Raw genomic sequence first — 13,325 nt, forward strand, 5'->3', positions numbered from 1 at the left:
TACCCACGTGTTACTCACCCGTCCGCCGCTAACATCAGGGAGCAAGCTCCCATCTGTCCGCTCGACTTGCATGTATTAGGCACGCCGCCAGCGTTCGTCCTGAGCCAGGATCAAACTCTCCGATAAATGGATCACAGGTTAAGTTCACCGCATCCTGCGGCGACACCTGTGTGACCTACTTCGCGCAGGCCCTAGTTTGACTGACTACGCACATCGCTGTGCGATTTATAAAAATGAATTAACAGGTACGTTTTGTCTTGTTTAGTTTTCAAAGATCATTTCACCGCTCCTCAACGAAGCAGCTTTACTAATATAACATTCAGCTTCTTTTTTGTCAACAACTTTTTTCAAGTTGTTTTGAAGCTTCTTGTTTGTGTCCGCTGTGCATCAGCGACGTTTAATAATATAACACCTGTATTTATTTATTGCAATAGTTTTTTTAAAAAAATCTACAAAACAAATAAACTATAATCCTCGTTATGCTTTCTTAAGAGTATTATCATATAACTTTCTTAAAAGAACATATACATCAGTCTTGTGATCTTGTTGTTTTTTTCGTTTTCTTGTATAGTAGAAACGAACTAAATACTGATGACCACAAGGGGAGCATTAAAGCTGAGAGTGAGCGGTTTCGTTCTGACCCTTTGAACCTGTTAGTTAACGCTGGCGTAGGGATGTGGCAAAGTCAAATGAATTGCAGATCGTAAAGCAGTGCGTGGAACTTTTCTCATCCTTCCGCGTGCTGCTTTTTTGTTGTCCTTTTGGATGGTCTATCAATGGAAGGGGATTTTTATGAATCAATCTAAGCAACTGGTTCGCCTTATTGAAATAGCAATTATGACTGCGGCTGCTGTTATTCTAGACATCGTCTCAGGAATGTTTCTTAGGATGCCTCAAGGAGGCTCGGTCTCCATCATGATGATTCCGATCTTTTTGATTTCGTTTCGGTGGGGTGTTAAAGCAGGCCTTACTACCGGCCTGCTGACAGGTCTGGTTCAAATCGCAATCGGAAACTTATTCGCACAACATCCTATACAGCTATTGTTAGATTACATTGTCGCGTTCGCAGCTATCGGAATAAGCGGATGTTTCGCTTATTCTGTCCGGAAAGCCGCTGCATCCAAAACAAAAGGGAAATTGATTGTTTCAGTGGTCAGCGCAGTTTTTATCGGCAGTTTCCTGCGCTATGCCGCGCATGTCATTTCAGGGGCAGTGTTTTTCGGCAGCTACGCTCCAAAAGGAACGCCGGTATGGATTTATTCTTTAACTTATAATGCTACTTATATGGTTCCTTCATTCATCATCTGTGCAATTGTCCTTTGTTTATTATTTATGACAGCACCCCGTTTGCTCAAAACTGACAAAGCTTAACTTGACAACCCCCAGCGTAATCCGCTGGGGGTTGTTTTTTGTTATCTATTAAGAACTGTTTTCAAAGCAGAAAGATCCGGCCAGCCAAACCCTACTTCTTTCAGCCTTTCTCCCGCAATTTCAAAGTTGTCCTCCGCTACTCTTTCAGGTGTATAGGCCTGATAAAATGTAATCGAGGGGTTCTTCTGAATGACCCAAGCAAACATACTTGAAAAGCCATGTTGAAGCAAAAACTCTGCTCCTTTTGCTAAGAGCGCTCTGCCTGCACCTTGCCGCTGATGCTCTTCTAAAAGGTAAATAGCGTACAGCTCGCCGTCATAGCCTTCTTGTTTAGAGCGAATAGGTCCAAATGAAGCAAAGCCGAATATTGAACCTTTTTCATCGTGAACCACAAATACACCTTTTAACGAGTGGCTTTTCCATTTGCCTTCAAATTCCTTGTAGTTCAGACTGTTTAAGTATTCAGCCGGGACAATTCCTTGATATGTTGTCCTCCAGCTGTCTACATGCACTTTTGCAATGTCCTTTATATCCTCTAACTTTGCTTCTCGTACAGTTGCCATCAGCTGGGATCCTTTCCTTAGTCATTATTCTGGTTTTTGGACCGTTTTCGCTTCTTTTATTTCATTTGTTAATTCGGTAATGCTTTGTTTTACATTTCCTTTTCCTGAAAAGTTCTCAATCATTTCTTTCACGTCAATTCCCGACGATGCTTTTAAGCTTTCTTGCAGGCTTGACATTAAGTTCGTCGCATAGCTGGTTACTTTGTTAGCGCCGCTTGATTCACCGCTTCCTCCTGTATCAACAACTGTGATTTTATCAATATTTGAAAGAGGTGCCGCTGCTTGTTTCGCGTATTCCGGTAGCATTTTTACGATCATATCGAAAATCGCTGCCTGCCCATACTGTTCAAAGGCAGCCGCAATTTTCTCTTTTGCTTCCGCTTCTGCCAGACCTTTTAGACGGATAACCTCTGCTTCTGTTTCCCCTTTTGCTTTTTCAGCTTCTGCTTTTGCTAGCCCGTCAATTCTGACTTTTTCCGCCTCAGCCCTCGCCATTGCTTCAATACTGTACTTCTTGGCATCGGCTTCCGCGAGCTGTTTGGCTTTCTCAGCTGCTGCGGACTGCTCGACTGAATAACGGTCTGCATCGGCTTTTTTCTTTACTTCTGAGTCATATTGACGTTCACGGCGAAGAATTTCTTTTTCTTCTAATTCTATTTGTTTTTGGCGTTCGATAATTTTAACCTGCATTTCCTGCTCTGTGACATGCTGGCGCGCCTTGGCAGTCTCTAGATCATATGCCTGGTCGGCATTCGCTTTTGCCGTATCTTGTTCTCTGCGATATTCAGCCATTTTGAGCTGATTGATTTTTTCAGCTTCAGCGATTTCCGTTGCCCGTTCAAGTTCTGATTTTTTTGCATCTTTATCGGCTTCTGCCCGCTTAATTCGGGTTTCTTTATCAGCCTCTGCTGTTGCGATATCAGCATCCCGTTTTACCTGGGCAATTCTCGGTTTCCCTAATGATTCAAGATAACCGTTTTTATCACGTACATCTTTAATGGTAAAGGAGACAATCACAAGCCCCATTTTTGCGAGATCCTGTGAAGCAACACGCTGTACCTCTTGAGAGAATTTTTCTCTGTTTTTATAGATTTCTTCGACTGTCATTGAGCCGAGAATGGAACGAAGGTGGCCTTCTAAAACCTCCCGCGCTTCCTGCTCGCGGTCGTCTTTTGATTTTCCTAAAAATTGTTCGGCTGCTGTAGCGATTTCTCCTATAGAACCGCCGATTTTAATAATCGCAGTTCCATCGGCCATTACGGGCACTCCTTGTTCTGTATAGACTTCAGGTGTCGATACATCAAGTTTGCTTGATAATAGGCTTAGCGGCTCTGCCTGCTGGAAGACGGGAAAGACAAAGGTTCCTCCGCCGCGGACGATTTTAAGACGATTGCCGCCTTCATCGACATGAACATTTTTATTGCCCAGATAGCTCCCCGTTACGATTAACGCTTCATCAGGCCCTGCCGTACGATACTTTGTGATAAACACGGCTATAAGTGCAATTAATAAAAAGAATACAACTCCGATGACAATTATAATCGGCATTGTCATATCACATTCCTCCTTGTGTTTTAAATAGGTTCATGCGGAGTGACCGAAAGAACTCCGTTGTTAACATCCACGATCAAAACAGCTGTTCCGTAACTGATCTGCTGATTATCAAAACTGACCGCTGACTTTGAGATGGTACCGCCTATCCCTTCAATGACCACTTCACCATACCCATCAACAGGAACAGCTGTAATCACTTTACCAACTCTTCCTCTTAGATCATCTTCTTTATAAGCCAATGATTCTTCTGCGGATGATAATGGGACCAGTACAAAGATGTGAAGCAATACCACCAGCATGATCGAAAGGATGCAAGATAAAAGCGCGATCAACAGGCTCGACATGGGCAATATGAGCTCGCCTATATATCCGCCTGCTGAAAAACATGTAAAAAATGCGAGCACCAATGTCGGATTAAGAAAAGGAATGCCTTCTGACAGCCCTGCAAATACGTCTCCGAAAAATAGAAATAACAGCGTAAGACTGCCCGCAATAATAAGCGTATAAAGATAAATCGTTTGTATAGGAACGCCAAATAACTCCAATTCCCTCATCCTTTCTTCACCAATGCATTGATGAACGGCCGCCGTTACCATTTATACGAGATACAATGTAAAAGGTTTCAAAATTTTAAGATAAATAACCCATTTTGAAGTGCTTGATAAATGATAATTGCTTATATATATGGTAATGTCATTTTAGGAGGAGATATGATGAGTATCTTTAATGAAGCTAGATTAGAAACGTGGAACGAAGTAAAAGGACTTTCTGACGAAAAGCTGAATCAAAAGCCCTCTGCTGAAGAATGGAGCATACGGGAAGTGCTTGACCATTTGAAAAAAATCGATATGGCCGCACAAAAAATGCTGAAGGAACGTGTAAAGGAAGCTCCTGTTAAAGAAGTTGAAGAAAAACCGCTTGAGGTAGCACAGGATAGAAATAATAAACGGAAAGCTCCGAGTCATCTTGAGCCTGAGCATGATTTTATTTCAGGCAGCCAAATGAAACGCGAGCTTGATGTGGTGAGAGAGCAGCTGACTGCTGCAATTGCCTCTCTGAAAGAAGAAGATTTTGAGAGAGTGCTTCCGCATCCTGTGTTTCAAGAGCTGACTGTCAGACAGTGGATCGATTTTATCGGCCACCATGAAAAACGGCATCTCAGCCAGATTAAAGAAATTAAAGAGAAGATAGAAAGGGCCTGATTTGATCAGACCCTTTCTGCTTTTCGTGGTTTGACTTTCCGCTGATAGGAATGAACTTCTATTTCATCACCTGCGTAAACAGCTCCGGGTCTCTCAACAATGCACACAATCCCTCTTATGCCCAGTGCATGACGGACAAAAGCCGGTGCCAGCTTTGACTTGTCCGGATAATAAGACTGAATGACTTCTCCCGGCTGAATACACGGATCATTTTCTCCCTCACACAGCAAAGCGGCTCCGCTTGGAAAAATGAGCCGGCTTCCTTCTTTTAATGAAGTAAGATCAGGTATGCCGCTGACTGCCACATTCGCCCCGAGCCATTCCGGCAAAATGCTCGGCACTCCCATTTTTAAAGCAATTTCATCACATTCCTCTATTGAAACAATAGAAATTTGTCTCCGGTTAAAAATTTCAGTCCCTCTTGAAAACATCGGTTCTCTGGCTCCCGCTTTTTTGGTCAGGCCAAAATGCAAGTCGCCGGGGATGCCGCCATAATCAAAATCTAGCTTGTCCATTTGCTTTGTTACGAAGCTTTCTGTATCTGCGATATATACACCTTCCGTTTTTGCGGTTATACGCTTCCACATCAGCAGCACCTTCCTTCTCTAAAATTTCCATCTATGCTTTATTATCCAAAAAAATCCCGCTCTGTAAAGGAGCGGGACATGTAGTTATACCGTTTTAGGTGTAAGGTTAAAGCAGCGCTTGTAGATCCAATTGTATGCTTTTTCATTTAAATCTCTAGGGTTTCCGAAGGTTTGCGGATCTTTCATCGCTTCTTTTGACAAACGTTCGATCATATCAGGTGATACTCCCTGCTCTTCTAAAGTCGGTACTTCTAAGTCTTCGACCAGGTCATACATCCAATTGACAGATGCTTTCGCAGCTTCTTCTGTTGTCATATTGCTTGTATCAATACCGAACGCTTTCGCAATACGTGCAAATTTCTCAGGGTAGCCCTTCCAGTTGTACTCCATGACAGGTCCCATCATCGCAGCCACACATTGACCGTGAGCGACTGGGATAATACCGCCAAGCGTTTGGCTCATCGCATGAGCCGCGCCCGCTGATTCACTGCCGTAAGAAAGACCTGCAAGCATCGCAGCCTGCGCCATTCCGTATCTTGCTTCCAGATCCTCTCCGTCAGCAAATGCTCTTTTAATGTAATGAGCGGCATATTCAATCGCCATCAAGGCAACTGCATCCGTGATTGGCTGCGCAAATTTCATTGTATAGCACTCAATGGCATGAGCAAGCGCATCAATTCCCGTCATGGCTGTTACATGCGGAGGCATTGAAACATGAAGCTCCGGATCAATGATGGTCAGGTGCGCTGCGATCAGCGGACCGCCCGTGTTGAATTTGAATTCTCTATCTTCATCTGTGATAACCGCCCATTGGGTTACTTCTGATCCTGTTCCAGCCGTTGTCGGAATTGTCGTCAGCGGAGGAATACGGTTTTCCAGCGGTTTTTTCCCATCTGCCGCTTCATAATCCAGCACGCTTCCTTCGTGAGTGGCTTCTACTCCGATTGCTTTTGCAGTATCCATGGAGCTTCCGCCTCCGACTGCCACCAAACCATTACAGTTCTCTTTTTTGTACAGCTCAGACCCTTCATTCACCAGACGGACAGGCGGGTTTGGCTCTACTTTATTAAAGAGCACCACTTCAATGCCTGCTTCTTTAAGTGATTCGATAACAGGATCTACGACGCCGGCTTTATAAATTCCAGGGTCTGTGACAAGGAGTGCTTTTGAAACGCCAAGCGCAGCTACTTCTTCACCCGTATTCTTGACTGCTCCGATTCCGTGCTTAATCACAGTCGGAATTTCAAATGTATGGAATTTGTGCATGCTTTCTATTTTCATATTTAATGTCATCATTAACTCCCCCTCTTATGAATTGAACCAATTAACCGCTGCCGGTTTTGTATTGCGATACACATGTTTGACTTCTGTGTATTCTTCAAGACCTATTTTTCCAAGCTCGCGTCCGAACCCGGATTGCTTATAGCCGCCCCATGGCGCCTGTGCAAAGTACGGATGGAAATCGTTAATCCAAACTGTCCCCATTCTCAAGCGGGCTGCTACGCGTTCGCACTTTTCAATATCTTTTGACCATACCGCTCCGGCCAAGCCATAGATGGTATCATTCGCAAGCGCGATAACCTCTTCTTCCGAGCTGAAGGTTTCGACTGTCAATACAGGACCGAAAACCTCTTCTTGAACGATTCTCATGTCAGATTTACAGTTTGAGAAAATAGTAGGTTCATAGAAAAAGCCTTTTTGAAGCGCATGGTCTTCCGGACGCTTGCCTCCTGTCTCCAGTTTCGCACCTTCTTCTATTCCGATCTCTACATATTTTTCTACTTTTGCCCTGTGCTCTGCCGAAATAAGCGGGCCGCTTTCTGTATCTGCGTGAAAACCATTTCCGAGTTTTATGCGTTTTGTCCGTTTGACAAGCTCTGCTAAAAATTGATCGTGAATGGCATCTTCAACAAGCAAGCGGGAACCAGCTGAGCATACTTGGCCGGCGTGGAAAAATACAGCGTTTAATGCCTGATCGACCGCAACCTCTAGATCTGCGTCCTTGAAAACGATATTTGGATTTTTTCCGCCAAGTTCAAGTGCGATTTTTTTGACGTTTCCGCTTGCTGCCCGCATGATTTTTTTGCCTGTTTCGATTCCACCCGTAAACGAAATCAAATCGACGTCTTTGTTTACGGCAAGCTCGTCGCCCACTGTGGCTCCCGGTCCAAGAACAAGATTTGCGACACCTTTTGGAACACCGGCTTCTTCCATCAGCTTAAAGACTTTGATTGTCGTCAGCGGCGTGATCTCACTTGGTTTCATGACGATAGTATTTCCTGCAGCCAGTGCGGGTGCGATTTTCCAGCTCGCTTGCAGGAGCGGATAATTCCACGGCGTAATCTGGCCGCAAACCCCGATTGGCTCTCTGATGATTTTGCTTTCTGAATCAGGGATCGGAGATGAAATGATCTCTCCGCCATCTTTATCTGCCAATCCGGCGTAATATTGAAAAACATTGGCGATATCGTCCATATCCGCCTTGCTTTCTTCGAGTGTTTTTCCAGTATCAAGCGATTCAAGCTCAGCCAGTTCATCAAGGTCGCGCCTGATTAATTCCGCAATTTTCAGAACAATCTTCCCGCGTTCAAGCCCCGATAGAGATGACCATTCTCCTTTGTCAAATGCTCTTCGCGCGGCTGCGATTGCCTTGATGGCGTCCTCTCGACCTCCTTCGCTTACGGTTGCAATTTCTTCTTGATTAAATGGGTTGATAATGCTGCGGATCTGCTCTTTTTCGGCACTGATCCATTCTCCGTCAATATATAATGTTTGACTCATATAAGCCTCCTTGACGTAAATAAAGTTTGTTAAATAAAAATTTAATGTTTTTAACAACCTTAATCTAACATACGAATTTTAAACTGTCAAAGCCCCATTTTGATTTTTCTTTTTGACATTTCTTTATGTTTCGTTAAGATAAAGAACATAAAGAAATAACTTAACGAATTTAATTTTCTAAAGGAAAAGAGGGTCAGTATGGATGAAAATCCAGAATTTGCAGCTATAGAACAGGCTCGGGATCTTGTTATCGACTCCATTGCTGAAACGATGGATCTTTACGGAATTACCCGCAGTGTCGGGATTCTATATGGGACGATGTATATGAAGGATGAGATGACGCTTGACGAAATGCGTGAGGAATTGCAAATGAGCAAGCCAAGCATGAGCACAGGCGTCAAAAAGCTTCAGGACTTAAATGTAGTGAAAAAAACATTTCACCGGGGCATCCGCAAGCATACATTTGTAGCTGAAAAAGATTTCTTCAAATTTTTCACAAATTTCTTTCCGCCCAAATGGGAACGGGAAGTTCAGGTAAATGTAGCAGCAATTGAAGAAGCTCAGGCTGATTTACAAGAGGTTTTAAACAAAGACAGTCTCAGTGAGGACATCAAAAATGAAGCACTGCAGTTATACGAGCAGCTGGAAAGCTCTAAAGCTTACTATGATTGGCTGAAACGGCTTGCTGAATCGGTGCAGAGCGGGGAAATTTTTAAATTTATACCGATTGAAACAAAGTAAAACAGAAACGCCTGGGAAACCGGGCGTTTTTTTGTTCTTTTATATGTAATTACTACAAATTTGAAAAATACGGGAAAAACACCCCATTTACTTCCAAAATATTTGATGGTAATTTTATGTAGGTAAAATTTGTATTTGGCCGTTCAGAGGAGGTGAAAAGCGGGCAGGCCTGTATATTTTATAACTTTTTAGGGGGAATTTTATTATGAAACGCAAATTATTATCTTCTTTGGCAATCAGTGCATTAAGTCTCGGTTTACTCGTTTCAGCACCTTCAGCTTCTTTCGCGGCTGAATCTAAATCAACTTCCGCTCATACTGAGTCTACTATGAAAACACAGTCAACAGCTTCATTGTTCGCAACAATTACAGGGGCCAGCAAAACTGAATGGTCTTTCTCAGATATCGAATTGACGTATCGTCCAAATACGCTTCTCAGCCTTGGCGTTATGGAATTTACATTGCCAAGCGGATTTACTGCAAATACGAAAGACACAATGAACGGACGTGCGTTGCGTGAAACACAGATCCTCAATAACGGGAAAACAGTAAGAATCCCTCTGGCACTTGATTTGTTAGGAGCTGGCGAGTTCAAATTAAAACTGAATAACAAAACACTTCCTGCCGCAGGTACATATACTTTCCGTGCGGAGAATAAATCATTGAGCATCGGAAATAAATTTTACGCAGAAGCCAGCATTGACGTGGCTAAGCGCAGCACTCCTCCGACTCAGCCATGCGGCTGCAACTAATCTAAAAGACCGGTTAACGCCGGTCTTTTTTACTTTTTTTGACCTCCCCTTTTTCCTCTTTTTCCAGTTATCTTTTTCTAGTTTAAAATTTAAATTGACAAACTCTAGAAACAGGAGTAAATTCTTGAGTGTTCAATTTCATACAGTCTCTTTTACCGCTTAATCAAATACGAACGGGGGAACCAACGATTGGCTGTTTTTTAACAGCCTTGGGGTGAATCTTACTAAGTAAGAGGGGGTACTCTGAATCCCTAATCCGACAGCTAACCTCGTAGGCGTTTACAGAGAGGAGGTCTATTAGCGGCCATTCTTCGAAATGGTCTTTTTTGCTTCAAAAACGTTAATTTAACTAAGGGAGTTATGAACATTGGGAAGAATAAAAAATAAGCAATTTGCCGTGATCGGACTGGGCAGGTTTGGTGGAAGCATTTGCAAAGAGCTTCACAGAATGGGCCATGAGGTCCTTGCGATTGATATCAACGAAGAAAAGGTAAATGCATACGCTTCTTACGCAACTCATGCGGTGATCGCCAACGCCACCGAAGAAAACGAATTGCTATCGTTAGGAATACGCAATTTTGAATATGTGATCGTTGCAATCGGAGCGAATATTCAAGCGAGTACCCTGACCACCCTATTATTAAAGGAGTTTAACATTCCACATATTTGGGTGAAGGCTCAAAACCATTATCATCATAAGGTGCTTGAAAAAATCGGCGCTGACCGCATTATTCATCCTGAAAAGGATATGGGCGTCAAGATCGCACAAAGCCTTTCTGATGAGAACGTTTTGAATTACATTGATTTATCTGATGATTACAGTATTGTCGAGCTGCTGGCAACACACAAGCTTGATTCAAAATCGATTATTGATCTGAATGTAAGAGCGAAGTACGGCTGCACGATCCTGGCCATTAAACATCATGGAGATATCCGTCTTTCTCCAGCACCTGAAGACATCATACACGAACAGGATTGCCTGGTGATCATGGGGCACAAAAAGGATATTAAACGTTTTGAAAACGAAGGGATGTAGACATAGGTGACACTTCAAAAGGATAAAGTGATCAAATGGGTTCGTTTTACACCGCCTCAAGTGCTTGCAATTGGTTTTTTTCTTACCATTATCATCGGGGCTGTGCTGTTAAAGCTTCCGATTTCTACAATGAAGCCATTGTCATGGATAGATGCCCTTTTTACTGCAGCTTCGGCTACAACTGTTACAGGGCTTGCAGTTGTCGATACCGGTACAGAATTTACACTTTTCGGGCAAACTGTCATCATGGGGCTGATTCAGATCGGCGGGCTTGGATTTATGACTTTTGCTGTTTTGATCGTCATGATATTAGGGAAAAAAATCGGATTAAAAGAACGAATGCTGGTTCAGGAAGCCTTAAACCAGCCGACAATCGGCGGCGTCATAGGCCTTGTCAAAGTCCTGTTTCTGTTTTCCATCAGTATTGAGTTGATAGCAGCACTCATCTTATCCATCAGGCTTGTGCCCCAGTATGGTTGGGCATCCGGCTTGTTTGCCAGTCTGTTTCACTCAATATCTGCTTTTAACAATGCCGGGTTTTCGTTGTGGCCGGATAATTTGATGAGCTACGTTGGCGATCCTACAGTTAACCTAGTGATTACTTTCTTATTTATCACAGGAGGAATCGGATTTACCGTTCTGTTTGACATTATGAAAAATCGGCGATTTAAAGCCTTTTCTCTACATACGAAAATCATGCTGACAGGAACCCTGATTCTGAATGCGGTCGCTATGCTTGTGATCTTTATTTTAGAGTACAGCAATCCCGGCACGCTCGGCCACCTGCATATAGGAGATAAACTATGGGCTTCCTATTTTCAAGCTGTGACGCCAAGAACCGCTGGCTTCAATTCTCTTGATATTGGAAGTATGAGAGAAGGAACGATTGTATTTACTTTATTATTAATGTTTATCGGAGCAGGCAGTGCTTCAACGGCGAGCGGCATTAAGCTGACTACGTTCATCGTGATTTTAATGTCTGTGATCGCTTATTTGCGAGGTAAAAAAGAAACGGTTATTTTCCGCCGCTCCATCAAATATCCGATTATCATTAAAGCTTTAGCTGTGAGCGTCACCGGTTTGTTCATCGTGTTTTTAGGGATATTCGCCCTGACGATCACAGAGCAAGCGCCGTTTATTCAAATTGTGTTTGAAACTTTTTCCGCATTCGGAACTGTCGGTTTATCGATGGGATTGACTCCTGAACTTACAGAAGCGGGGAAATGTATCATTATTGTCATCATGTTCATCGGAAGAATTGGTCCTTTGACGTTCGTGTTTTCATTTGCGAAAACAGAGAAATCAAATATTCGTTACCCTGACGGCGAGGTGTTTACGGGGTAATAACAAAAAATCCGGCGATTTAGGCGCCGGATTTTTTATGATTCGATATGAGATTGATTTTGTCTTTTTTCCTGTTCCGCGATGATTTCGTTATCCTCTGCATTATCACGGGTCACTTTTTGTGTAAGAATCGCACCGACCGCTACAAGTATCATAACAGCGATGTAATAGCCTTTTTCATTGAGTTCCAGATTATCAGCATTATAGAGTCCGATACTAAACAAAAATACTCCCGCAAAAAAAGTGAAATAAGCTAGTACTGTAAAGGCAACCGTGTTTCTCCGTCTATATTTCTGCACCTTTGTTCCCTCCTGAAAGCATAGTCAATAAGTGATAACTTCCGTGGAATATTATACCTCAAATTCCCCTGAATGGAACAAAGAATTAAATATACCAGGAGAAAGGGCTCAGGTTGCTTCCTTTATTTCAACAGCTGAATCATCAATCCAGCCGATGAGTTTATCATTGATTTGAAATTGGTACCATACGGACTGGCCTTTCTGCTTTTTAGATACAACCTTTATGTCTTTGCCGACGTAAGATTGGGCAGAGGTGAGCTTTATGGACCGATCATCAGTAGAAGGCTTGGACCATATGTCTTGAACGGCACTGTCTTTAATGGCGGCTTTTAAATCCACTGATTTGAGCGATGGATTTACCTCATCGTACTCATCTAAATCGTATTTTTCCACAATAGCGCTGATTTTATCAGCGTAGTCAGGGTCTGTAGCATATCCTGATGTTTGCAATGCAGTTGCCGCTTCCTTATAATCTCCGGCCTCAAGCACCGGTTTATACTTCTTTTTATTCCACGATGTGCCGCGGACAAACAATTGGGCGTGGTCATCCATAGATTCAAAAAACGTGCTGTATTTTCGAAACTTCGCTCGAATGGTTTTTCTTTTCCCTTTTTCAAATTCGTCCGTTTCCATCGTGACATGATGGCCTTTATAATTTCCTTTTATGCCAAAAAGGTTGTTGGCCTGAGCAGCAAGCTCGCTGTTCCCCCAGTCGGATTCGAGAATGGCCTGAGCGATCGTGATGCTGGGGAGGACATGATATTTCTCATACAAAATTTGTGCATGTCCGGACAGGCTGTCTATAAATACCTGCTGTTCATCAATTTCTTCGGGTTCTTTGGATGTTTCTATCGGTTTTGATAACGTTGTCGCTAAAACAAACAGGGCTAGCGGAATCGATACAATGAAAAATAGTGAAATGAAGAGTCTACGTTTTTTCAGTTTTTTACGGGCCATGAAAACCTTCCTTCGAGTTAAAAGATTACGAATGTAAAAGAATCTACCTTTTAGAATTTTACTTGCACTTCTAATATTTTTCAATTCTTTAGGGACAAAGTTGGGAAAAGATTGCAAACAAAAAACCTTTCCCTGAAGG

General features: G+C 42.8%; 14 protein-coding genes, 1 rRNA gene and 2 riboswitches. Of the genes, 6 read left to right on the forward strand and 9 right to left on the reverse strand.

The window, feature by feature from the left end; translation table 11 throughout:
• Positions 1-126, reverse strand: a 16S ribosomal RNA gene (locus tag AC0DBE_RS15195); the annotation flags it as partial.
• A 464-nt stretch (positions 127-590) separates the two neighbouring features.
• A riboswitch (TPP riboswitch) is annotated at positions 591-692 on the forward strand.
• Between the two features lie 100 nt (positions 693-792).
• Between AC0DBE_RS15195 and thiT the strand changes: the two genes are divergently transcribed.
• On the forward strand, positions 793-1,371 hold the full coding sequence (gene thiT, locus AC0DBE_RS15200) for an energy-coupled thiamine transporter ThiT (protein WP_472962745.1): 579 nt from the start codon (positions 793-795) through the stop codon (positions 1,369-1,371).
• Between the two features lie 41 nt (positions 1,372-1,412).
• On the opposite strand, the gene AC0DBE_RS15205 is transcribed toward thiT, so the two are convergent.
• From AC0DBE_RS15205 to AC0DBE_RS15215, 3 genes are read right to left on the reverse strand one after another with little or no spacing between them, the layout of a single operon-like run.
• Complete coding sequence (locus AC0DBE_RS15205; protein WP_472962747.1) at positions 1,413-1,934, reverse strand: GNAT family N-acetyltransferase; 522 nt, start codon at positions 1,932-1,934, stop codon at positions 1,413-1,415.
• A 24-nt stretch (positions 1,935-1,958) separates the two neighbouring features.
• Positions 1,959-3,488 carry a flotillin lipid rafts scaffold protein FloT gene (floT, locus tag AC0DBE_RS15210; protein WP_472962749.1) on the reverse strand — a complete coding sequence of 510 codons (1,530 nt, stop codon included), beginning with the start codon at positions 3,486-3,488 and terminating at the stop codon, positions 1,959-1,961.
• 20 nt (positions 3,489-3,508) lie between these two features.
• Positions 3,509-4,033 carry an NfeD family protein gene (locus AC0DBE_RS15215; RefSeq protein WP_041521049.1) on the reverse strand — a complete coding sequence of 175 codons (525 nt, stop codon included), beginning with the start codon at positions 4,031-4,033 and terminating at the stop codon, positions 3,509-3,511.
• Between the two features lie 168 nt (positions 4,034-4,201).
• Between AC0DBE_RS15215 and AC0DBE_RS15220 the strand changes: the two genes are divergently transcribed.
• Positions 4,202-4,690, forward strand: a complete 489-nt coding sequence (locus AC0DBE_RS15220; protein ID WP_041521050.1) for a DinB family protein — start codon at positions 4,202-4,204, stop codon at positions 4,688-4,690.
• Between the two features lie 5 nt (positions 4,691-4,695).
• Here the strand turns inward: AC0DBE_RS15220 and AC0DBE_RS15225 are convergent, their stop codons facing one another.
• From AC0DBE_RS15225 to betB, 3 genes are all read right to left on the reverse strand, one after another.
• Positions 4,696-5,277: an MOSC domain-containing protein gene (locus AC0DBE_RS15225; protein WP_014114918.1), complete on the reverse strand. Its 582-nt coding sequence runs from the start codon at positions 5,275-5,277 to the stop codon at positions 4,696-4,698.
• Between the two features lie 84 nt (positions 5,278-5,361).
• Complete coding sequence (gene gbsB / locus AC0DBE_RS15230; RefSeq protein WP_014114919.1) at positions 5,362-6,570, reverse strand: choline dehydrogenase; 1,209 nt, start codon at positions 6,568-6,570, stop codon at positions 5,362-5,364.
• Positions 6,571-6,585: 15 nt separating this feature from the next.
• Positions 6,586-8,058 (reverse strand): betaine-aldehyde dehydrogenase, encoded by a 1,473-nt coding sequence (betB, locus tag AC0DBE_RS15235; protein ID WP_472962751.1) that lies wholly within the window; start codon positions 8,056-8,058, stop codon positions 6,586-6,588.
• A 198-nt stretch (positions 8,059-8,256) separates the two neighbouring features.
• On the opposite strand from betB, the gene gbsR reads away from it, so the two are divergent.
• The 4 genes from gbsR (at position 8,257) to ktrB (ending at position 11,930) form a co-directional block, all read left to right on the forward strand.
• Positions 8,257-8,799 carry a transcriptional regulator GbsR gene (gene gbsR / locus AC0DBE_RS15240; RefSeq protein WP_472962753.1) on the forward strand — a complete coding sequence of 181 codons (543 nt, stop codon included), beginning with the start codon at positions 8,257-8,259 and terminating at the stop codon, positions 8,797-8,799.
• A 205-nt stretch (positions 8,800-9,004) separates the two neighbouring features.
• Positions 9,005-9,550, forward strand: coding sequence for a biofilm surface layer hydrophobin BslA (bslA, locus tag AC0DBE_RS15245; RefSeq protein WP_003222741.1), 546 nt, complete (start codon positions 9,005-9,007; stop codon positions 9,548-9,550).
• A 146-nt stretch (positions 9,551-9,696) separates the two neighbouring features.
• A riboswitch (cyclic di-AMP (ydaO/yuaA leader) is annotated at positions 9,697-9,844 on the forward strand.
• Positions 9,845-9,917: 73 nt separating this feature from the next.
• Positions 9,918-10,586 (forward strand): potassium uptake protein KtrA, encoded by a 669-nt coding sequence (ktrA, locus tag AC0DBE_RS15250; protein ID WP_014114922.1) that lies wholly within the window; start codon positions 9,918-9,920, stop codon positions 10,584-10,586.
• Positions 10,587-10,592: 6 nt separating this feature from the next.
• Positions 10,593-11,930, forward strand: a complete 1,338-nt coding sequence (gene ktrB, locus AC0DBE_RS15255) for a Ktr system potassium transporter KtrB (protein ID WP_072183347.1) — start codon at positions 10,593-10,595, stop codon at positions 11,928-11,930.
• 35 nt (positions 11,931-11,965) lie between these two features.
• On the opposite strand, the gene AC0DBE_RS15260 is transcribed toward ktrB, so the two are convergent.
• Entirely contained in the window at positions 11,966-12,229 is a 264-nt protein-coding gene (locus tag AC0DBE_RS15260) for a YiaA/YiaB family inner membrane protein (protein WP_003222348.1), read from the reverse strand.
• A 108-nt stretch (positions 12,230-12,337) separates the two neighbouring features.
• Positions 12,338-13,186 carry an exo-glucosaminidase LytG gene (gene lytG / locus AC0DBE_RS15265; RefSeq protein WP_014114924.1) on the reverse strand — a complete coding sequence of 283 codons (849 nt, stop codon included), beginning with the start codon at positions 13,184-13,186 and terminating at the stop codon, positions 12,338-12,340.
• Between the last annotated feature and the right edge of the window lie 139 nt (positions 13,187-13,325).

This window comes from Bacillus sp. VA15 (genome assembly GCF_055721145.1).